We start from the raw sequence: 22,550 nt of genomic DNA on the forward strand, positions 1-22,550 counted from the left end.
GTAATTTATTTTGAATTATTGAAATACACTGACATTGAAGTTCTTACTGATTTTGTTAAAATAAAAGAAAATACTAAAGGGGCATACATATGAAATCAAAAAAAATAGGATTTATCGGCACGGGCGTTATGGGGGCAAGCATTGTTAAGCATTTACTGAATGCCGGGCATGTTGTCACAATTTATACAAGAACAAAAAGCAAAGCGGCAGATCTTATTGCTGCAGGCGCGAAGTGGGCGGAAACACCAGCACAAGCAAGTAAAGAGCAGGATATTGTCTTTACGATGGTCGGCTATCCAAAAGATGTCGAAGAAGTTTATATTGGTGAGAACGGGATTTTTTCTGCAGCGAGACAAGGGACGATTGTCATCGATATGACAACGTCTGAACCGACGCTTGCGAAAAAGCTCTATGAAGAGGCAAGTAATCGAGGGTTGCATAGCCTTGACGCACCCGTATCAGGCGGAGACATCGGAGCAAAAAATGGTACATTATCGCTTATGGTTGGCGGTGACAAAGAAATCTTTGAAGAGATGCAGCCAATTTTCGAACTGTTTGGACAAAACATTATTTATCAAGGTGTTGCAGGCAGCGGGCAGCATACGAAAATGTGCAATCAGATTGCAATCGCATCAGGCATGATTGGTGTTTGCGAGTCGATGGCATACGGTTTAAAAGCAGGGCTAACGATGGAAGAAGTTCTTCGTTCGATAACAGCCGGGGCAGCAGGCTCATGGTCGCTATCCAATCTTGCACCGCGTATGTTAAAAGGGAATCTTGAACCGGGCTTTTACATTAAACATATTATTAAAGATATGAAAATTGCCCTTGATGAGACAGAACGCATGAATCTCCAATTACCAGGGTTAACTTTGGCGAAATCTATGTACGATCAGTTACTTGCAGAAGGCTATGGTGACAATGGTACACAAGCATTAATCAAATATTATGAGTGAGTACAAAGGGCATAATAATAGATAGTAGTCAAATAGTTCTTATGGTACAATAGGGTTATTGTAAGCGTGCAGTTTGGAAGGAGAGACATGTAGTGGAACATCAGAAAGGGATATTACTAGAAAGTGGAACAAATGAGCTTGAGATTGTTGAATTTGAGGTGGCGAATAATAAGTTCGGTATAAATGTCATTAAAGTAAAAGAGATTATTCAGCCGATACCCGTGACATTTATTCCACATGTACATCCGCATGTTGAAGGCATTATTCAATTGCGCGGGGAAGTATTGCCGGTTGTAGATATGTTGAAAGTATTAGGCATACCTACTGAAAACCGAAATCCGCAGCAAAAGTATATTGTGGCGGAATTTAATAAGCAACGTGTTGTATTCCATGTGGATAATGTTACACAAATTCACCGTATTTCCTGGGATCAGATTGAAAAACCTTCGGACATGTACCAAGGTGGATCATCTCAGGTAATAGGAGTTGTCAAGTCTCAAGATGAAATGATACTACTACTGGACTTTGAACGAATTATGGTTGACATTAATCCTGAATCCAGCATAAGTGTGGACGATGTAAAAAAGCTCGGCAAACGTGAACGTACTGAAAAGAAAGTTATTATTGCGGAAGATTCACCATTATTGCGCAAACTGCTATTTGATACGATGACTGAAGCAGGCTATGTGAATACGGAGTTTTTCGAAAACGGCCGTGATGCATACGAATATTTGGAAGCGCTGGCGAAAGCAGATAAACAAATCGAAAAACATGTACAGCTGGTTATTACAGATATAGAAATGCCTCAAATGGACGGACATCACTTAACAAAGAAAATTAAGTCACATTCTGACCTGAAAAAGCTCCCGGTTATTATTTTCTCAAGTCTGATTACCGATGATTTGCGTCATAAAGGAGAACAGGTAGGAGCGGAAGAACAAATTTCGAAACCTGAAATTGCAGAATTGATTTTACGTATGGACAAGTTAATTCTGTAAAAAAATAATCTATTAATTGATGCATTGTTTTAAAATGTATAAAATAATGAGAAAGCCGGATACCTTGAAAAAGTTATTCCGGCTTTTTTGTAAAGTGAAAATGAAATTAATTGAAAATTCCGTAAAGAGGGTAAAAGAATACACAGGTATTCAGAAGGAAGTGAAGCGGATTATGAAAAAAAATAAGACAGCCATCATTGATATTGGTTCTAACACGATTCGACTTGTACTATACTCCTATAATAAAAACGAAGGCTTAAAGGAATTCGGAAATATTAAAACCGTTGCCCGCCTGCGCACATATTTACTGCCAAACGGAGAAATGTCCGAAGAGGGCGTTCAGCTATTGGCCGAGACGTTAAAATCATTCCGCTTAATATTGGCGGATTATCATGTAACAGACGTAAAAGCGGCTGCTACTGCTGCGGTGCGTCAAGCGATCAATAATGATCAGATCATTACCCGTATGAAAGAAGAAACGGGTATTCTCATTGATATTTTAACGGAGGAAGAAGAAGCATACTACGGATTTGTTGCAGTAGCCCATTCGATGGATACCCCTTCTGCAGTGACGATTGATATCGGTGGTGGTTCGACGGAAATTACATTATTCATCAATAAAAAACTCCAAAAAACAATCAGTTTTCCATTCGGTACGGTTTCCTTAAAACAAAAGTTTGTAAGCGGTACCCTTATTAATAAAAGCGAGCGTGAGAAGTTGCGTGAGTTTGTAAAAGAACAATTTTCTTCATTGAAATGGATTGTGGATGTGGGATTACCGGTTATTGCAATTGGGGGAAGTGCACGTAATATCGCCCAAGTTCATCAGCAAAAAATTGGCTATCCGCTTTCTGGAGTTCATCAATATGAAATGAATATTAGCGATCTTCAACAACTGCGCGATTATTTGACAGAATTTTCTTACGATAATTTAAGGCAGCTGGATGGTCTTTCATCAGACCGGGCGGATATTATCGTTCCGGCAATGGAAGTCTTTATGGCCCTCCTGGCTACTGTTAATTCGAATTCTTTTCTGGTCAGTAAAAAGGGATTGCGGGAAGGCCTCATTATAAGCCGTGTTTTACAAGAAAATTCACAAGCCTATGACAAATACAATGTTTTTGAAGAAAGCGGCCGTCAGCTTGCATTGGCCTATGGGCGTACAGAAGAGGAAGCACAGACACTGGAAACGTTGACAGAGCAATTATATATGGGCTGTATTGATTTAAAGTTATTTGAATATAGTGAAATAGATTTACAGCTCTTAATGAAAGCAGCAAAAGTTTATGGGATCGGAGAATATATCGAGCTGGATTCCTCCAGCCAGCATACATTTTATTTGATTTCCAATCAGTCAATACCAGGCTTGTCCCATATGAACCGGGTTAAACTGGCATTGCTGGCATCATATAAAAACCGTGATTACTTTATGCGTTTTGCAAGACCATTTGATTCCTGGATCTCAAAAGAAGAATTGAAGAAGCTGCGTGATTTTGGCGCAATTTTAAAATTTATTTATGCCTTAAACATGACGAAACGCAATATCGTAAAAAATATTGCGGTTAAAAAAGTAAACAACGAATTTCACATAGAAGTAATGACATCGGAGCGGGCAATAGCTGAAATGGCTCAGGCTGAAAAACAGAAAAAGCATATCGAGCGTGTTTTCAAAAGTGATGTAAAACTTGAATTCAAGGAAGAAAGGCAGGGTTGATATGACAATGAATATGGAAAAGGATCCGCTTTTTGATCCGGAGCATGAGGAAATTGAAAATAGTCCTGATTTCACCGACGACCTGCTGGAGGAAATTGCTAAGCCGCAGTATTACAACAACCGTGAACTGAGCTGGCTTGCATTTAATGAAAGAGTACTGGAAGAAGCGGAAGATACAAATAACCCGTTGCTGGAACGGATGAAGTTTTTGGCAATATTCAGTTCCAATCTGGATGAATTTTTCATGGTCCGGGTCGCGGGTTTACAGGACCAAATTCGTGCAGGATATCATAAGCCCGAAAATAAATCAGGCTTAACACCGAAAGAGCAGCTTGCTAAAATTGCCGAACGTACACAGGCATTGGTAAGACGCCAAACAGAAGTTTACCGCCATTTAGTACATGAACTGCTGCCGAAAGAACATGTGCATATCGTCGATTTGAAAATGCTGAATGAGCAAGAAAAAAGTTATATCAGTGAATTTTTTGAAGAAACGATTTTTCCTGTCCTTACCCCTGTGGCGGTCGACGCCTATCGTCCGTTTCCAACATTGCTGGGACGTACACTCAACTTGTTTGTCATGCTGGAAAACAGCAGTGAGGATCCGGAGAACATTATGGATAAAGTGGCAATTGTTCAAGTACCGTCCGTATTGAACCGTTTCATAAAAATACCGTCAAAAGGCAAAAAGACGTTGTTTGTATTATTGGAAGATGTCATTTCAAGTAATATCGACCGTTTGTTTTTGGGATATAAAGTGAAATCGACACAAGCATTCCGGTTAACGCGTAATGCGGATTTGACCATTCATGAGGAAGGCGCACAAGACTTGTTAGTGGAAATCGAAAAGGAGCTGAAAAAGCGCAAATGGGGTGTCGGCTCGCGTCTGGAAGTACGTGACGGCGAGATGAATGATGATGTACTGGATTATTTACTGGATGAATTTGAACTGGGAGAGTCCGATGTTTTCAAAATTGATGGTCCGCTCGACTTAACGGCAATGTTCGGTTTTGTAAAAGAGATTTCGGTAGGGCGGGAACATCTGGAGTATGAAAGTTTTATTCCGCAGCCGCCCCATGATCTACAGTCGGATGAAAATATTTTTGAAAAGGCGTTAATCCAAGATATATTTTTCCATCATCCATACGAGTCGTTTGGACCGATTGTTGATTTTATCGCAGAAGCAGCGGAAGACCCGAGCGTATTGGCAATTAAGCAAACGCTCTACCGGGTAAGCGGGAATTCGCCGATTATTCAGGCGTTAAAGCAGGCGGCGGAAAACGGTAAACAGGTGACCGTTTTAGTAGAGTTAAAAGCACGTTTTGACGAGGAAAATAATGTGCATTGGGCGAAACAGCTTGAACAGGCGGGGTGTCTTGTCATTTATGGAATGAATAATCTGAAAACCCACTCAAAAATTACACTTGTTGTCCGTCGACGCAACGGGAAAATTGAGCGCTTTGTTCATTTAGGAACGGGCAATTACAATGATGCCACTGCAAAAATCTATACGGATATGGGGATCATTACATCGCATAAAGAATTTGGTATTGATGCGACAAACTTCTTCAATTATTTGAGCGGTTATACTGACAAACCTGAATTCCATCATATTGTCGTCGCGCCTTTCGATATTCGTGATGAATTCCTTGATTTAATCGATAAGGAAATAGCGCTACATAAAAAATATGGAAACGGGTTTATCCGGGCAAAAATGAATTCTCTAACCGACAAGGATTTAATGATGAAACTTTATGAGGCATCGATTGCAGGGGTAAAAATTGAGCTGATTATTCGCGGTATTTGCTGTCTGCGTCCGGGTATCCCGGGAATCTCGGAAAATATAACCGTTTTGAGTATTGTTGGCCGTTTCCTTGAACACTCCCGGATTTTCTGGTTCCATCATAACGGCGAGGATAATCTATACTTATCTTCTGCGGATATGATGACACGGAATATGATTAAACGTGTGGAAATACTGTTTCCGATTTATTCACCGGAAATTAAATACCGGATCCAGCGCATTATGCTACTCCAAATTAAAGATAATCAAAAAGCACGCATCCAGGATTCAAATGGAAAATACCACTATAAAGAAGGCCATTATCGTGATGGCCGTATTGACAGTCAGGAAATCTTTCTGGCTGAATCACTCGGGCCGATTTTGGAAGAATAGTGTAACAGAGAAAGCTATGGACGAGATGTTCATAGCTTTTTATTTTGATTGGTGTTGGGGGCTGGGAATTTATTAGAACAAATGAGAGGGATATTAGAACAAAGCGGAGGGATATTAGAAAATCTGAAGGGGATATTAGAACAAAGCGCCTACATTTTAGAACATGTTTAAGATATATTAGAACATCCTAATTTTATTAGAACAAATAAATTTATATTAGATGATTTTCCGATTTATTAGAAGATTAGAGCCCCTTGATCGCTTTAAAGAAGAAATCGGACTATAAATCAAGTAAATAACCGGATAAAACAGAAAAAATTATATATTAGTATTTATTTCCTTACTATTATAGTAAACTCTATTTATGAATGACTGTTCATTTTATAAGTAAAGGGGATGGGTAAAGTGTTACAAGGCAAAACGATTATTATTACAGGCGGCTCTAGCGGGATGGGGCTTGGAATGGCAAAGCAGTTCGTGAAAGAAGGGGCAAATGTTGTGATCACCGGACGTGACCTGGAGCGTTTGGCCAATGCAAAGGGAGAAGTAGAAAAATTTGGTTCTACAATCGAAACATTTCAAATGGACGTTCGTGAACCGGATCATGCACAGGCAATGGTTGCATTTGCAGCAGAGAAATTTGGTCAAGTAGACGGCTTGGTGAACAATGCGGCAGGGAACTTTTTAGTGCATGCTGAAAAGTTGTCGCCGAACGGATGGAAGGCTGTTATTGATATTGTATTGAATGGAACATTTTACTGTACTTCGGCAATTGGTCGTTATTGGATTGAAAATGGAATCAAGGGTTCGATTATTAATATGGTGGCAACATATGCATGGGGTGCAGGAGCTGGTGTCATTCATTCAGCTGCCGCTAAAGCGGGGGTGCTCTCGTTGACACGTTCGCTTGCGGTAGAATGGGGCGGTCAATACGGAATACGTGTAAATGCTATTGCGCCTGGACCAATTGAGCGTACTGGAGGGGCAGACAAACTGTGGGAATCGGAAGAACAAGCAAAACGTACATTGGAGTCTGTTCCGCTGAAGCGTCTTGGTACGCCTGAGGAAATAGCCGATCTGGCGGTATTTATGCTATCGGATAAGGCAGGCTATTTAAATGGGGAATGCATTACTTTAGATGGCGGACAATGGCTGAATCAGCACCCGTTCTAAGTCAATTAATATCAAAAAAGAATAAACTCCAAATTATTGCTGCATACTATCGCTAACTGTTTAAAGGAGGCGATTACAATCGGAATCTGGCTATATCCAACAATTTTCGTTGTCATCATACTATGTTTTATAGGCTATTATTTGACGGTACGTGTTGGACATAATATAGAAGGGAGCGGTCAGGAACGTGATTCGGAAGTGCCTGAAGAAATCCAGGAGCATCCTTTTCTGCTCAACCCGATTATTTTATCGTATGCTGTTTTCGGTACATTTACAGGTATCATTATTTTTTATTATTGGGCAAGGGGTTACTGAAATTAATGCATAATGGGACGAATCTTCTCGTCTTATTATGCTTTTTCTTTTGCAATCATAGGCGCCTTTCATAGTCATAAAAATGGTCCATATGGTATGATAGAGATTAGAGAAACAGTTTTGTCGAAAGACAGGGCAAAGAATAACGGCAGTAATTTTTCATTTTATTTTAGTATTATGCTGCTCGTTATTAGCGGGATAAAGGAGTAGAATGTCATGATTTCAACGAACAACAGAGCTTTACTAGATATGCCTATAAAAGATTTTATTATTTCGTCTGAGAAGGTCGCTCACGTACAAAGTGGCAACAACGCTGAACATGCATTATTAGTTTTAACAAAAACGGGGTATTCTTCTATTCCAGTACTGGATGTAAAGTATCGTTTAAAAGGTTTGTTAAGCACCAAAATGATTACGGAGTCTATTTTAGGTTTAGAGCGAATTGAATATGATAGATTAGCAGACATTCGTGTGGATGAGGTCATGAATCAGGAAGTTGTGTATTTAAAAATTACGGATACATTTCAACGTGCACTGGATTTAGTAATTAACCACGCCTTTTTATGTGTAGTCGATGATGAAGGAACATTCGTCGGTATTATGACGCGAAGAATTATTTTAAAACAATTAAAGAAATATATTTACCAGCACAACGCTTAAATTAAAAGTCGACAAAGTCCTTAAGGGGTTTTGTCGTTTTTTTAACCGTTCGTTCAGAAAGGATGTTTGTCAGTGACAACAACAGAAGCAGAGATTATTAAAGTGTTGGCTGAAGAGAGAAATATGCGAAAAGCGGCAGAACGCCTTTTTTTAACACAACCAGCACTGTCACAGCGACTTCAATCAATTGAAAAAGAATGGGGCGTACAATTATTTATTCGTTCCCAGAAAGGATTAACACCAACACCTGCGGGAGAGCTGGTCATTCAATATTCGAATGACCTGATCATCAAGCGGGAGGAAATTTTTGAAATGATTCACTCGCTGAATACAAAAGTGCACGGGACATTAAAAATTGCCTGTGCATCGATTGTCGGTCAAAATTGGCTTCCGAAAGTATTGAAAGACTATGTAACGAAATATCCGGATACGAAAATTTCGTTAATTACCGGATGGAGCTCTGAAATTATAAAAGCTCTTTATGATGGGGAAGCACATATTGGCATTGTGCGCGGGCAGGCTGAATGGAAAGGGAAGAAAATTCATTTGTTCCGCGATACGATGTATTTAGTGGATAAAGAAATCCAGGATATGGAAGATATATTGACGTCAGACCGCCCGTTTATCCAATTCAAAAGCGACTCGAATTATTACCAGGAAATTCAGCAATGGTGGCAACGTCATTTCAACTACAATCCAAAACATCAGATTATTGTAGATCAGATTGAAACATGCAAGCAAATGGCCCTAAATGGAATAGGGTATGCAATTTTACCTTCAATTACATTGAACGGTGAAGAAAAAGTTCATAAAATTCCTTTGTCTAATAATGGAGATGACGATGGATTAACTCGCGATACATGGCTGATCGGATATGAATCCACTTTCGAATTACGCCAAGTGGAAGCTTTTGTCGACTTAGTACAGGACCATGCACGCTGCCTGTACGATTATCCAAGTGAAACGAGCTAAAAAAATAGTTTTAATATTACTGAAAATTTAGTACAATTATTCATGTTAAAAAATCTAACACGCAGCGAGGTGTCATATGGAAAAATTAAATGCACAACAGATTATTGATTTTATTTCAGAAGCAAAAAAGGTAACACCAGTAAAAGTATATGTAAAGGGAATTGGTGTTGCGGATTTATCATTTGGTACCGAAAGCAAAGTGTTTGGTGAAGGAAATAATGCGGTAGTGTTTGGTGAATGGTCTGAAATTGAAGCATCACTAAAAAAATATGAAGATCTTATCGAAGATTATGTAGTGGAAAGTGATCGTCGTAATTCAGGCGTTCCGCTTTTAGATACGAAAAAAATAAATGCACGAATCGAACCGGGTGCAATTATCCGTGATCAAGTTACAATCGGTGACAATGCAGTCATTATGATGGGTGCCATTATTAATATTGGTGCAGAAATCGGTGCAAAATCAATGATTGATATGGGCGCGGTACTAGGCGGTCGTGCAACAGTAGGGAATAACTGCCATATTGGTGCGGGAACTGTTCTGGCAGGTGTAGTAGAGCCGCCGAGTGCGTTACCGGTTGTAGTAGAAGACGATGTTGTCATCGGGGCAAATGCGGTAGTATTGGAAGGCGTTCGCATCGGTAAAGGTGCAGTAGTAGCAGCCGGAGCAATCGTTATTAAGGACGTTGAGCCATATACTGTCGTTGCAGGCGTACCAGCTCGTCAAATCAAAGTATTGGATGAAAAAACTAAGTCGAAAACAGAAATTATCGATTCACTGCGTAACTTATAAAAAGGCGGGAACGACATGAGGCATCTTATTGAAGTAAGGAGAGACCTACATAAAATTCCTGAAGTAGGCTTTAATGAATTTAAAACCCAGAGCTATTTACTACAATTTATTTCAAATCTTGATCAGCAGCATTTGCAAATTACGACCTGGAAAACAGGAATTGTTGTTTTTATAAAAGGTACGAACCCTTCAAAACTGATTGGCTGGCGAACAGATATAGATGCACTTCCTGTACAGGAAGAGACGGGGCTCCCGTTTGAATCGGAGTATGCCGGATTTATGCATGCTTGTGGCCATGACTGTCATATGTCCATTGCGCTTGGACTTGTTGAGGCGTTCTCCAAACAGCCGCCTGTTCAAAACGTCGTTGTTTATTTTCAGCCTGCCGAGGAAGGTCCGGGCGGGGCAGAGCCGATGCTGGAGTGGTTAAAAGCTGAACAGCCCCAACTAGTTGCAGATGAGATCTATGCATTACATATTGCTCCGGAATATCCGGTAGGTACGATTGCAACGAGACCAGGGCTTCTGTTTGCCAATACTTCCGAGCTGTTTATTGATTTGAAAGGGGTCGGCGGTCATGCAGCCTATCCACACAAAACAAGGGATATGACGATTGCTGCAGCCAATTTAGTTATGCAGCTGCAAACAATTATTAGCCGTAATGTCGATCCACTTGATAGTGCAGTCATTACAATCGGGAAAATGACATCCGGAACCGTTCAAAATGTCATCGCAGAAAATGCACGTCTTGAAGGAACGATCCGAACGTTGAATGCACAGGCAATGGCAGAAGTAAAACGTCGAATTGAAGCAATATGCAAAGGAATTGAAGCCGCATATGAATGTGCTGTCTCTATTGATTACGGTTCAATGTATTATGAGGTGAATAATGATACGGATTGTGCGAATGCGCTTCTGGAGTTTGCCGAACGTTTTGAAGGAACAACCGCTTTTGAATGTCCTGCTGCAATGACAGGTGAAGACTTCGGTTATTTCATCAAGGATTTGCCGGGTGCAATGTTCTGGACAGGAGCCAATTCAAACTACGGACTCCACCATGCTAAAATGGCACCGGACGAATCACTCATTCCTCTAAATTGCCGCTTCGTCGAACAATTTATCCGCCAGCTTGTCTAACATACGAAAAAGAGGCTGGGACATAAGCAGAATTACCGTTGAATAAGAAGAAACTCTTTATTAAGAAACGGATATTTTGGAAAATTGATTGGAATGCAGGGCGACTCCTACGGGAACAGCACGACGCCTGAGACTACAGGCTCAGGCCGTGCCCGTGGAAAGCGTCCCGGAATGGAAATCAATTTTAACGTTCAGCAAAAAAGCACTATTTTTCTCTGAGAGAAAAATAGTGTTTTTGGGTTATGTCCCGGCCTCTTTTTTAACTTTATGAAGCGGCTCTCATTAAATGGGGCGCTTTTTTGACTGTCCATAAATAGGCAAGCGTGAAACAGCCGACAAGCACGAAAGTACCTAAAATGTATGGCGAATTCGGGTTCCAATCGAACAGGATACCGGCAAGCGCGGGCCCGAACATATTGCCTAAACTCATATAAGCATTGTTCATACCGGCAGCGAAGCCTTGTTCATTACCCGCCAGCTTAGAAATAAGTGTATTTACTGCTGGACGAATAAATGTTGTGGCAATCGAGAACAGTGTAGCGACAACTAAAATAATGAAGAAGCCACTAATATAAATTACGAGCAGCATCATTGCGGCAGCCACTAATAAGTTGACTAAAATAACCTTCATTTCCCCGTAGCGTTTAAACAATTTATTTACGACAAACATTTGCAGCACTACACCTGCAAACCCGCCGACTGTTAAAATAATAGCGATTTCTGATGGGGTATAGCCAAATTTATGGTCTAAATAAAGGGTTAAAGTTGCCTGGAAGTTGGAAATACCAAAACTGAATGTGAAGACGACGATTAAAAAGATAAAATAGGAGGTCTTCACAGATTTGACCATTTGCTTTGCCAGTCTTTCACGTGGCGCAATTGTCTCCTGAATATTTTTAATATTCGGCAAATAGATAGCGGACATGATTGCAGCCACATATGCTACAGCTCCGGCTAAGAAGAAAGGGAATGTCAAATTTACTTCAGACAAGAATCCGCCTACACCCGGCCCGATCATAAAGCCTAAAGACATTGCAGCCCCGATCATGCCCATCCCTTTGCCGCGCTCTTCATATGTCGTAATATCGGCTACAAACGCCATAATTGGCGCCATAATAAATGCCGCGCCTGTTCCGCTTAAAAAGCGCGCTAAAAATAAAACCCATACTTCTGTAGCAAGACCGAATAAAATTTGTGAAGACCCATACACGATCAGTCCTCCAATAATAAACATTTTCCGGCCATGGCGATCCGATAAATCTCCCGCAACCGGAGAAAACAGAAACTGTGCGAGAGCGAAGCCGGCAATTAAAAAGCCGAGCACTTGTCCGCCTACACCGAACACTTGCAAGTAGGCAGGCATAACAGGAACAATAATCCCGATACCGCCCATTGTAATGAACATATTAAACATTAATAAATAAAGCGCTAACTTATTGGATTTTTCTGTCATAGAATGCCAGCCTTCCTATTTAGGTATTTCGATACTAGAAATATATATTTATATTAAATATCATACTCCAAAAAAATTAAAATTGCATTTATTCATGTCGATTCTCAGTAAAGAAATTATTAGCGGGAAGCATTAGCCTCTAGCCGGTGAAAACGGTGAACTATCCGTCATTTATACAACCAGGTTTACCCCCTGCACAGGATATTTTGTGCAGGGGGTACGATGATAAATGCTGATTAATGAAATTTATTGCGCTGCTATATAGGATTCACCGAGGATTTCATGCATCGTGTATTCGTCCGGTGAAAGCTGTTGATTAATAAACGAATGAACATCCGATTTTTCCAGGTCGTACATCACTTCAATTTCTTTGGAAAATATCAGTTTTTCTGTTTTTAAAAGTGCAGGTAAGGATGGCTGCTCTGTCGGCTGAAGTTCCTCTATATCAATAACTTGTTTTAAACCGTCAATATAGGACTGTAACGGCTGACCACCAACAATTTTCACACCTTTATTTTCCTTGTTCACTATGATAATCGATGGGAAGCCTCTTACTCCGAGAGTTTTCACAAGAGCAAAGTCTTCATTTAATAATTGCTGTCCGATTGGTTGCTCTGCTTCACTTACAATTGATTCACCATCAAGTCCAAGCTGATTGACAAGTGCGACTAAAACAGACCGTTCAGATATATTTTCGTTAAATACAAAAAGGGCTTCTCTGGCACGACGTAAATATTCGGATGCAATTTGCTCGCTATAATTCTTTTGGAGTACTTTAAATACATGTGATGGCGGATAGGATGATTGAACAGGGTTATCTATCATTAGAGAACCATCAATCGGCATCCTTGAATACTGGCCAACTTCTCGCCAATGACCGGCAACATCGGCTGGCTTATATATACCGTTTGCGGGATCAATCGGTCCGTCATGCCATTTTTCCAGCAAACCGCCCATTACTGTATGGAAGTTAAAATGCTTTCCGTACTGTTTAACGAAACGGCCGATCACAGGTTCAATTGCCCAGCAATGTGAGCAAATAGGATCTGTTACATAATAAAGATCGACTGATTTTTCCTTTTTGTTAAAATCAATAAGTTCCAATTCATTTTCTTCAGCTAAACCACAAACCCCAGTGACTAAATCACAAACCATATTACTTTTATTCAATGTCTATTCCTCCCTTAAGTGATCGCTTTGATCTATAATTGAATTGTAAAATATGTTAAATAATTTGAGTACCGATAGTTTGGGCGATGTGTCGTATATTCAACACATTCGAAAATCTGTATAAAAAGTAGGAGGGGTAATGATGAAGGAAGTAAAAGTAGATCCTAGAATACGTCGTACACGTAAACTAATTATGGATGCTTTTATTGAACTTTCAAGTAAGAAGGAATTCAGGGATATAACGGTGAAGGATATTACAGCCGAGGCAATGATTAACCGTGCAACATTCTATTATCATTTTGAAGATATTTACGATCTTTTGGATAAATCTTTATCGGAAGTATTATTAGTTAATTTAGACTGTGATACGTATAAAAGCAGTGAATTGAATGAAGAAGTGGTTAGCAGTATTTTCAGAGCGATTACTGATTTCCAAATGTCACTTTCTACCCGGTGTCATCGAGGCTATGAAGATACAATTGCCCGGATTATCAGGGAACAGCTTGAAATCATTTTTTATCATATGCTCGTTAAACAGCGTTCAAATAATGATGAGAAAACATTGAAGCTTATGGCAGTCATGCTGAGCTGGGGGATATACGGAGCTTCTGTGGAGTGGAAAAGAAGTATTGAAGAAATGGAACCGGAAATCTATATTAAATCAGTTATACCATTTATCATGGCTGGAATAGACGGCATGTGAAAGGAGAAATATTGATGAATTATAAATTCTGGACGGTTGTCATGATACAAAAAGAGGATAAAGTACTGTTGCTCAACCGTCAGCATGATCATTTTAAAGGATATATTCCACCAGGTGGTAAAGTGGATTTTCCTGAAGGTTTTGCTGAAGGTGCGATCAGGGAAGTAAAAGAAGAAACAGGGCTGGCTGTACAGTCATTAGTATTTAAAGGAATCTCCCATTACACGAATCCTGAATTGCATGACCATTTTATTATTTATAATTATTGGACGGATAATTTTACGGGGGAAGTTTTGGACTCCTGCACAGAAGGGGAGCTGGAGTGGGTCAAAATAAGCGAAGCTAAATATTATCCGATGCAGGAGGATATTCAAGTGCGCTTCGATTTGTTCTTCGAGCCAGGGACATTTGAAATCCATACAATGTGGGATGAACAAAACAATCAAATCGATAAGCGAATCATACATAAGCTATAAAAAAAGCGTGACCAGATTTGTTGGTCACGCTTTTGTTTTTATTTCAGGCTCATTTTAAATTCAAGGAAGTATTCGTTGTATTTTCCCAGCCATTCAAGGCCAAGGTTTTCGTAAACTTCCAATTTTTCTCGCTGGTCATGCGGCGGGTAGAATCGTTCATCGTTAATAACTTCCTCATCCATCAGTTCCCAAGCGGCTTCATTAGGTGTTGAATAGCCGACATAGTCAGCATTTTGTGCAGAATTCTCAGGGTCAAGCATGAAGTTGATGAATTTATGGGCACCTTCGATATTTTGTGAAGTTTTTGGAATCACCATATTGTCGAACCATAAGTTAGAACCTTCCTGCGGTACGGCGAATTCCAATTCCTCATTTTCCCACATCATATCTGCGGCCTGACCGGAGAACGTTAATGCTACAGATGCTTCATTATTTATCATAAGCGGTGTAATTTCATCACCGATAATAGCTTTAATATTTGGTGAAAGTTCAATTAAGTGATCTGTCGCTTTACGCAATAAATCATCATCTTTCTCATTAAGTGACTCGCCGATTGAGTTCAGCCCCATTCCGATTACTTCACGGGAGCCGTCAACGAGAAAGACTTTCCGTTGTAATGAAGGATCCCACAGATCTTCCCAAGTTTCGAACGTTAAACGGTCATCAATTAAATTCGGATTATAGACAATCCCAACTGTTCCCCAGAAATAGGGAATTGAGTATTCATTTCCTGGATCGAACGGCAAATCCAAAAAGTCTTCATTAATATTTTGCAGATTCGGAACTAAGTTATGATCAATCGGAATAAGCAGGCCATCTTCCTTCATTGATTCAATCGTATATTCGGAAGGAACCGCAATATCATAGGCAGAACCGCCTTGCTGGACTTTCGTCAACATCGCTTCATTTGAATCAAATGTTTCATACGTTACTTTAATTCCAGTTTCTTCTTCAAATTTATCGATTAATTCCGGGTCGATATATTCACCCCAGTTATAAACCGTTAATGTATCTTTACTGCCTGCGGAACCAGCGGATTGCATACGGTCAACTGTAAAAAACAGCAGGGCACATACAATGACAATGGCAGTCGTTGCTTGAACTAATTCTCTCATCGTTGTCCCCCCGTTGCTATAGATTTTGAACGCTTGTTAATAAAGTAGTACCCGATAACGATTAATACCGTTACGGCAAATACCAGCCCTGAAATGGCATTGATTGTTAATGAAATGCCGGCACGGGCCATCGAGTAAATTTCAACAGATAATGTACTGAAGCCATTTCCTGTTACGAAAAATGTAACCGCAAAGTCATCCAGTGAATACGTCAGGGCCATAAAGAAACCGGCGAAAATCCCTGGTGAAATATACGGTAAAATAACACGTGTCAATACATCGCGTTTCGTTGCACCCAAGTCTCGTGCAGCATCGATCAGGGAAGTATTCATTTCAAGCAGTTTAGGTAAAACCATCAGTACAACGATCGGTACACTGAATGCGACATGCGATACAAGTACTGAAGCGAATCCCAGTTTTACACCGATCATTGTAAATAAAATCAAGAAGCTTGCACCGATTACAACATCCGGTGAAACAATGAGAACATTATTTAATGAAAGCAAAGTATTGCGCATCTTTTTATCTTTCAATGAAACAATACCGATTGCCCCGAGCGTTCCGATAACCGTTGCGATCAAACCCGATAAAAGGGCAACGAGTACTGTGTTCAGCAAAATAATAATTAATCTTGAATCTTCAAATACAGCCGCATAGTGCTCTAATGTGAATGACTCGAAATTGTTCATGCTGCCGCCACTGTTAAAGGAGTAGAAGATTAAATAGAATATTGGTGCGTAAAGGATCGCGAATACGAAAAGTAAATATACTTTCGACATAGCGGACAACTTTTTCATCAGACACGTCCTCCTTTAGATTTTTGTTTCGTGAACAGCATTGTAAGCACCATGAATAGAATTAAGAATACGGCAATTGTTGAACCCATACCCCAGTTTTGGGAAACAAGGAATTGCTGTTCGATCGCCGTACCTAGAGTAATAACCTGGTTTCCGGCGATTAAACGTGTAATCATGAATAGTGACAATGCCGGAATGAATGTTACTTGAATACCCGATTTTACGCCGTCGATTGTCAGCGGGAAAATGACACGTCGGAAAGTTGTCCATGCATTTGCCCCTAAGTCGCGTGATGCGTAAATCAGTGAAGGATTCATTTTGTCCAATGAGTTGAAAATCGGAATAATCATAAATGGAATGAAAATATAAACCGATACAAATACGAAACTGAAGTCCGTAAATAAAATTTGCTTTGGATCAAAACCAAACACTTCAATCATTGCATTGATCGGTCCGTACAAACCGAAAATGCCGATAAATGCATATGTTTTTAACAGCAGGTTAATCCAAGAAGGAATAATGATCAGCATAAGCCAAAGCTGTTTATGCTTCGTTTTAGTCAGTAAATAGGCAGTAGGGTAGGCAAATAATAATGTAAACAATGTAATTAAAAATGCATACCAGAAACTGCTCAATGTCATTTTCAAATAAACCGGTGTAAAGAACTTCGCATAGTTGGCCAATGTAAAGTTCCCGTTTAAATCAAGAACAGAATAATAGACAATTAATGCAATTGGTGCGATAACGAATAATATTATCCAGAATACATAGGGGATTAAAGGTCCTTTAGCTGTTTTATTCATGTTCTTCATCCCCATACGCTTCTAAACGTTTATCGAAATCTTCTTCGGTTTCGTTTAAACGCATTACGTGAATTGCTTCAGGATCAAAGTCCAATCCGATTTCCGCGCCAACTTCCGCTTTTTTCAACGAATGGACAAGCCATTCATTGCCGTCTTTATCATATGTCGATAATTCATAGTGCACCCCACGGAACAGCTGTGTATCTACTGTTACGATCAGCTTGCCGTTTTCCGGTGTTGTAATTTCCAAGTCTTCAGGGCGAATGACAATATCGATTTTTTCGTTCTTTTTCATCCCGGCATCGACACATTCAAACTCTTTTCCGGCAAATTTCACGCGGTAATCCTCAATCATGATGCCGTCGACAATATTGGATTCACCGATGAAGTCCGCAACAAAACGGTTGATCGGCTCATCGTAAATATCAACAGGTGTACCGGACTGCTTAATTTCGCCTTGGGAAAGGACAAAAATTTCATCACTCATTGCAAGTGCTTCTTCCTGGTCATGTGTAACAAATATAAATGTTTTACCAAGACGCTGCTGCAGTTCACGCAACTCGTACTGCATTTCTGTACGTAATTTTAAATCAAGTGCAGATAAAGGCTCATCAAGTAAAATTACGTCCGGATCATTGACAATCGCACGGGCAATCGCAACACGCTGACGCTGACCACCGGACATTTCCGAAATTTCGCGGCTGCCGTAGCCTGCCAAGTTAACGAACTTCAATGCTTCCTGCACACGTTCTTTTACTTCGGCTTCCTTTATTTTTTTGATACGTAAGCCGAATGCCACGTTTTCAAAAACATTCAAATGAGGGAAGAGTGCATAGTCCTGGAATACCGTATTTACTTGGCGTTCATTTGCCGGGACATCATTAATCCGCTTTCCGTTGAAAAAAACATCCCCTGTAGAAGCGTCGGTAAACCCGGCGATAATACGTAAAATCGTTGTTTTCCCGCATCCTGATGGTCCGAGCAATGTGTAGAACTTACCTCTTTCCAATTCAAAGTTAATATCTTTTAAAACTACTGTTCCGTCATCATATGATTTTGTGACATTCTCAAAGCGAATAATCGTGTTATTCATTATGCATCCTCCTAATTTATAAATATGATTGTGTTGCGACAAGGAGCAATTTTGTTATGCCACTGTGCGCATTGAAAATTTGATGGTTGGAAGATGCTTCGTAATATACGGCATCACCTTCACTGGCGATATATTCTTCATTGCCGAGTACGACTCGAATTCGTCCGTTTTGAACATAGATGAATGTCTCTGCCAGTGACGGCTCGAATGCTTTAAATTCTGCATCTTTTTGCAATGTAATGAAGACCGGCTCCATTTCCTTTTCATTTGAAGTCGGAATAAGCCACTCGATTTCATATTTTTTATCTTGATCAATGAAGCATGTCTGTTCATTTTTCGTGAAAACAATTTTCTCATTTTTTTGCGCATCATCAAAAAAGTCCCGTGGCGAACACCCGAGAACTTCCAGTAAATTAAACAATGTTTCGATGGAAGGGGAATTTAAGTCGCGCTCCAGTTGGGAAATATAACCTTTTGTTAAATCGGTACGTTCCCCGAGCTCTTCCTGGGTAAGCCCTTTTTTTATACGAAGTGCTTTAATTTTTGAACCAATTTGCATCTAGTCACACCCCTTATATTTTTCGCTCATTAGTTTACTGTATATAAACCTTGAGTAAGGAAGTTTACTTTTACAATACTTTAAGTTTACGAAAGCAATAATAATTATACATAATAAATGGGTATTTTCAAGGGTTTGCCGAAATATATATTGATATTCGTCTTGGGGCATTTGAATGGTACCGAAAAAACCGTCATTACATATGTTACAACGAGGTGAGTATAAATGAGGATTCGAACATTAATGCCATCGCTAAGTGGCGCGACGAAAATAATAAATAGGAAGAATACTTACGAAGAAGATGCTAAAGCGACATTAGTATATTTCTGGTCAATGAGCTGTTCGGAATGCGCCAATTCCATCAAGAATCTGAAGGAATTGGAGCGTATATTTGGGAATCGGTTAGCGGTTCACGCGATTCATATGCCTAGGGAAAAATCGGATTATTCGGAAGCCCTTGTAAAAGAAAAAATAATGCAATTGGAAATAATATACCCTGTTTACCTTGATAATGAACTAAAAATAAGCGACAGGTTCGGAAACCAATTTGTGCCTGCTTATTATATATTTGATGAACAGCAGCAATTACGCTTTTATAAGTCGGGCTATTCTGCACTTAAATTACTGCAACAGAAAATAGAGCGTATAATTAAATGACAACAGCTGTTTTGATGCGTTAAACTAGTGGCAACTGGATGTTCGGAGGAGAAAAAAATGAAAAAAGAATTTGTAGTAATAGGGCTGGGACGTTTTGGAGGAAGTATCGTACGTGAACTCGTAAAACAGGGGGCCAATGTAATGGCAATCGATACGGATAGTGAACGTGTCGATGAATTTGCCCGCATTGCGACACAGGCTGTAGTAGCGGATACGACAGAAGAGGAAACAATCAAATCACTAGGTTTATGGAATTTCGAACATGTCATTGTCGCGATTGGGGAAGATATCCAATCGAGTATTTTAACAACGCTTATTTTGAAAGAGCTTGGCGTTCCGCAAATTACAGTAAAAGCGCAAAATGACTACCATGAAAAAGTTTTGCTGAAAATCGGTGCTGATTTTGTTGTGCACCCTGAACGTGATATGGGGATCCGGATCGCCAATAACATGATGTCAAACAGTGTGCTTGATTACTTGGAGATTTCCGGAGAACATTCCATTATGGAAATTAAGGCAAACGAAAGTATTGCCGGTCAATCGTTAATCGAACTGGATGTACGGGCGAAATACGGTTTAAACATTGTGGGCATTACACGCGGTGAAGAGATTATGATTTCCCCGAATGCAACAGAACGTATTCAGGTAGGGGATGTGTTGCTCATTATCGGTGCGGATGTTGATATTAACCGGTTTGTGAAGAAAGTTATCCAGCGGTAGGGTAGAGCACGTTCGATGAGCAAACAGACATAAATAAAAATCCATCATCTTGCAAAAGCAAAATGATGGATTTTTTATATTGAGGACCAGTCCCGTTTTATACTTCCATAATGATCGGTAAAATCATTGGACGACGTTTCGTTTTTTCATATAAATATGGGCCTAATACATCGGTAATTTCATTTTTCAAATCATTCCATTGTGTATCTTTTTCCTGAATCGTGCTGTTTAAATGATGATTCAGCATTTTTTGTGCTTCATTGATCATCATACCTGATTCACGCATATACACAAATCCGCGAGAAATAATATCCGGACCGGAAACAATTTTATTTTTAGCCATATCAACACTTACGACTACGATGACTAAACCTTCTTCTGAAAGAATTCGGCGGTCACGTAATACGATATTGCCGATATCCCCGATTCCATTACCATCGATATACACATCACCTGAAGGAATGCGTCCTGCAACATGTGCTTCATTTGCACTTAATGCAAGTACATCGCCATTTTCCATAACGAATGAGTTTTCCAATGGAACTTCACAAGCTTCAGCTAATTCAGTGTGGATTTTCAACATACGGTATTCACCATGAATCGGCATAAAGAATTTAGGTTTCATCAAACGAAGCATAAGCTTTTGTTCTTGCTGAGAACCGTGACCTGAAGTATGGATATTATTTAATGCACCATGGATAACTTCTGCCCCAGCGCGGAATAATAAGTTGATAATTTTGTTTACACTCATCGTGTTACCAGGAACCGGAGAAGATGAGAATACAACTGTATCACCAGGCTGGATTTGAATTTGACGGTGTGTACCATTGGCAATTCGTGATAATGCAGCCATTGGTTCACCTTGAGAACCGGTACATAAAATCATCACTTCATTTGCAGGTAAACGGTTTAAACTCTGAATATCGACAAATGTTTCTTTAGGTGCTGTAATATAGCCTAATTCACGGCCGATTGTAATTGCGTTATCCATTGATCGACCGAACACAGCCACTTTACGGCCATATTTCACGGCTGCATCTGTTGCCTGTTGTAAACGGTGGATATTTGAAGCAAATGTTGCGAAAATAATACGTCCGTCAACTTTACGGAAAATTTCGTCAATGCTTTTCCCGACTGTACGCTCAGACATTGTAAAATCAGGCTTTTCGGCGTTTGTACTATCTGATAGTAAACAAAGGACGCCATCACGGCCGATTTCCGCCATTTTCGTCAAGTTAGCAGGCTCGCCTACTGGAGTAAAGTCAAACTTAAAGTCACCAGTGTGCACAATATTACCCGGTGGTGTCTTGATGACAATACCATATGCATCTGGGATACTATGTGTTGTACGGAAGAAGCTGACAGCTGTTTTACGGAATTTAATGACATCATTCTCTTTAAATTCAATCAGTTTTGTTGTACGTAATAAGCCATGCTCTTCTAATTTGTTGCGAAGTAGACCTAGTGCAAGTTTTCCGCCGTATACAGGAACATTAACTTGACGTAATAAATAAGGAATACCACCGATATGATCTTCGTGACCATGTGTTATAAATAAGCCTTTGATTTTGTCTACATTTCGAACTAAATACGTATAATCTGGAATTACATAGTCAATACCAAGCAAATCATCTTCAGGGAACTTAATACCTGCATCTATTAGGATGATTTCATCTTGGAATTGTACTGCATATGTGTTTTTGCCGATTTCGCCCAGTCCGCCGAGTGCGAATACAGCCGCTTGATCATTCTTAACGAATTTCATAACAATTAAGCGTTCTCCAGACGGAAATTCGGGCTGTTTTGTTCATATTCTAAATAGTTGCCTTCTAGAAGTTGAACAAGTTCGATATTGTAGTTTCGGTCTTTTAAATAGTGACGTACTTCACGTTCAGATGACGCCTCTAAATAAAGTGTTTTTGTGTTTTCGCGAACTGGAATCTCAGAAATGTTTTCTTGATAATAGACTTTGTAAATCATAGTTACTCTCCTTTAAGTACGAACATTATTACTGCACTTCTAACTTGTAGAAAAATGCATTTCCTTTATATTATCACGGGACTCCTTTAAAATAAAGAAAAGCCCTTCAAATTTCGTCAACATCAACGTGTTC

General features: G+C 39.7%; 23 protein-coding genes. 14 read left to right on the plus strand and 9 right to left on the minus strand.

Annotation, left to right across the window (positions count from 1 at the left end; all coding sequences use genetic code 11):
• Positions 1-89 precede the first annotated feature (89 nt).
• The 10 genes from MKX73_RS11120 to MKX73_RS11165 all read left to right on the plus strand — a co-directional run bounded on the left by MKX73_RS11120 (position 90) and on the right by MKX73_RS11165 (position 10,891).
• Positions 90-956 (plus strand): NAD(P)-dependent oxidoreductase, encoded by an 867-nt coding sequence (locus tag MKX73_RS11120; protein WP_340717489.1) that lies wholly within the window; start codon positions 90-92, stop codon positions 954-956.
• 92 nt (positions 957-1,048) lie between these two features.
• On the plus strand, positions 1,049-1,954 hold the full coding sequence (locus MKX73_RS11125) for a chemotaxis protein (RefSeq protein WP_340717490.1): 906 nt from the start codon (positions 1,049-1,051) through the stop codon (positions 1,952-1,954).
• A gap of 172 nt (positions 1,955-2,126) precedes the next feature.
• Positions 2,127-3,668: a Ppx/GppA family phosphatase gene (locus tag MKX73_RS11130; protein ID WP_340717491.1), complete on the plus strand. Its 1,542-nt coding sequence runs from the start codon at positions 2,127-2,129 to the stop codon at positions 3,666-3,668.
• A gap of 1 nt (position 3,669) precedes the next feature.
• The gene (locus MKX73_RS11135) at positions 3,670-5,844 is read left to right on the plus strand and encodes an RNA degradosome polyphosphate kinase (RefSeq protein ID WP_340717492.1); all 2,175 of its coding nucleotides are present in this window, start codon (positions 3,670-3,672) and stop codon (positions 5,842-5,844) included.
• 405 nt (positions 5,845-6,249) lie between these two features.
• A complete protein-coding gene (gene fadH / locus MKX73_RS11140) occupies positions 6,250-7,017 on the plus strand; it encodes a 2,4-dienoyl-CoA reductase (RefSeq protein WP_340717493.1) in 768 nt (255 codons plus the stop codon).
• Between the two features lie 36 nt (positions 7,018-7,053).
• Positions 7,054-7,332, plus strand: coding sequence for a short-chain dehydrogenase (locus MKX73_RS11145; RefSeq protein WP_340717494.1), 279 nt, complete (start codon positions 7,054-7,056; stop codon positions 7,330-7,332).
• Positions 7,333-7,548: 216 nt separating this feature from the next.
• Entirely contained in the window at positions 7,549-7,992 is a 444-nt protein-coding gene (gene cbpB, locus MKX73_RS11150; RefSeq protein WP_340717495.1) for a cyclic-di-AMP-binding protein CbpB, read from the plus strand.
• Between the two features lie 72 nt (positions 7,993-8,064).
• A complete protein-coding gene (locus MKX73_RS11155) occupies positions 8,065-8,964 on the plus strand; it encodes a LysR family transcriptional regulator (RefSeq protein ID WP_340717496.1) in 900 nt (299 codons plus the stop codon).
• A gap of 76 nt (positions 8,965-9,040) precedes the next feature.
• Positions 9,041-9,754: a 2,3,4,5-tetrahydropyridine-2,6-dicarboxylate N-acetyltransferase gene (gene dapD, locus MKX73_RS11160; protein WP_340717497.1), complete on the plus strand. Its 714-nt coding sequence runs from the start codon at positions 9,041-9,043 to the stop codon at positions 9,752-9,754.
• A gap of 15 nt (positions 9,755-9,769) precedes the next feature.
• The gene (locus MKX73_RS11165) at positions 9,770-10,891 is read left to right on the plus strand and encodes an N-acetyldiaminopimelate deacetylase (RefSeq protein WP_340717498.1); all 1,122 of its coding nucleotides are present in this window, start codon (positions 9,770-9,772) and stop codon (positions 10,889-10,891) included.
• A 265-nt stretch (positions 10,892-11,156) separates the two neighbouring features.
• On the opposite strand, the gene MKX73_RS11170 is transcribed toward MKX73_RS11165, so the two are convergent.
• Complete coding sequence (locus MKX73_RS11170; protein WP_340717499.1) at positions 11,157-12,344, minus strand: MFS transporter; 1,188 nt, start codon at positions 12,342-12,344, stop codon at positions 11,157-11,159.
• Between the two features lie 246 nt (positions 12,345-12,590).
• The gene (locus MKX73_RS11175; RefSeq protein WP_340717500.1) at positions 12,591-13,514 is read right to left on the minus strand and encodes a DsbA family protein; all 924 of its coding nucleotides are present in this window, start codon (positions 13,512-13,514) and stop codon (positions 12,591-12,593) included.
• Positions 13,515-13,656: 142 nt separating this feature from the next.
• On the opposite strand from MKX73_RS11175, the gene MKX73_RS11180 reads away from it, so the two are divergent.
• Both MKX73_RS11180 and MKX73_RS11185 read left to right on the plus strand, forming a co-directional pair.
• On the plus strand, positions 13,657-14,217 hold the full coding sequence (locus MKX73_RS11180; RefSeq protein WP_340718890.1) for a TetR/AcrR family transcriptional regulator: 561 nt from the start codon (positions 13,657-13,659) through the stop codon (positions 14,215-14,217).
• A gap of 14 nt (positions 14,218-14,231) precedes the next feature.
• A complete protein-coding gene (locus tag MKX73_RS11185) occupies positions 14,232-14,693 on the plus strand; it encodes an 8-oxo-dGTP diphosphatase (RefSeq protein WP_340717501.1) in 462 nt (153 codons plus the stop codon).
• A 38-nt stretch (positions 14,694-14,731) separates the two neighbouring features.
• On the opposite strand, the gene MKX73_RS11190 is transcribed toward MKX73_RS11185, so the two are convergent.
• The 5 genes from MKX73_RS11190 to MKX73_RS11210 are packed head-to-tail and all read right to left on the minus strand — an operon-like array spanning position 14,732 to position 19,060.
• On the minus strand, positions 14,732-15,808 hold the full coding sequence (locus MKX73_RS11190; RefSeq protein ID WP_340717502.1) for an ABC transporter substrate-binding protein: 1,077 nt from the start codon (positions 15,806-15,808) through the stop codon (positions 14,732-14,734).
• A complete protein-coding gene (locus tag MKX73_RS11195; protein ID WP_340717503.1) occupies positions 15,805-16,605 on the minus strand; it encodes an ABC transporter permease in 801 nt (266 codons plus the stop codon). Before MKX73_RS11195 ends, MKX73_RS11190 begins: the two co-directional genes overlap by 4 nt.
• Positions 16,605-17,408, minus strand: a complete 804-nt coding sequence (locus MKX73_RS11200; RefSeq protein WP_340717504.1) for an ABC transporter permease — start codon at positions 17,406-17,408, stop codon at positions 16,605-16,607. Before MKX73_RS11200 ends, MKX73_RS11195 begins: the two co-directional genes overlap by 1 nt.
• Positions 17,401-18,501 carry an ABC transporter ATP-binding protein gene (locus MKX73_RS11205; RefSeq protein ID WP_340717505.1) on the minus strand — a complete coding sequence of 367 codons (1,101 nt, stop codon included), beginning with the start codon at positions 18,499-18,501 and terminating at the stop codon, positions 17,401-17,403. Before MKX73_RS11205 ends, MKX73_RS11200 begins: the two co-directional genes overlap by 8 nt.
• Before the next feature lie 16 nt (positions 18,502-18,517).
• Positions 18,518-19,060 (minus strand): helix-turn-helix domain-containing protein, encoded by a 543-nt coding sequence (locus MKX73_RS11210; RefSeq protein WP_340717506.1) that lies wholly within the window; start codon positions 19,058-19,060, stop codon positions 18,518-18,520.
• Between the two features lie 225 nt (positions 19,061-19,285).
• Between MKX73_RS11210 and MKX73_RS11215 the strand changes: the two genes are divergently transcribed.
• Together MKX73_RS11215 and MKX73_RS11220 are read left to right on the plus strand one after the other, a co-directional pair.
• Entirely contained in the window at positions 19,286-19,717 is a 432-nt protein-coding gene (locus tag MKX73_RS11215) for a TlpA family protein disulfide reductase (protein ID WP_340717507.1), read from the plus strand.
• A gap of 57 nt (positions 19,718-19,774) precedes the next feature.
• Complete coding sequence (locus MKX73_RS11220; RefSeq protein WP_340717508.1) at positions 19,775-20,437, plus strand: potassium channel family protein; 663 nt, start codon at positions 19,775-19,777, stop codon at positions 20,435-20,437.
• A 97-nt stretch (positions 20,438-20,534) separates the two neighbouring features.
• Here the strand turns inward: MKX73_RS11220 and rnjA are convergent, their stop codons facing one another.
• The gene (rnjA, locus tag MKX73_RS11225) at positions 20,535-22,202 is read right to left on the minus strand and encodes a ribonuclease J1 (protein ID WP_079524905.1); all 1,668 of its coding nucleotides are present in this window, start codon (positions 22,200-22,202) and stop codon (positions 20,535-20,537) included.
• Positions 22,203-22,207: 5 nt separating this feature from the next.
• Entirely contained in the window at positions 22,208-22,417 is a 210-nt protein-coding gene (locus MKX73_RS11230; RefSeq protein ID WP_008403475.1) for a DNA-dependent RNA polymerase subunit epsilon, read from the minus strand.
• Positions 22,418-22,550: the final 133 nt, after the last annotated feature.

This window comes from Solibacillus sp. FSL W7-1436 (genome assembly GCF_038007305.1).
Taxonomy (GTDB): Bacteria; Bacillota; Bacilli; order Bacillales_A; family Planococcaceae; genus Solibacillus.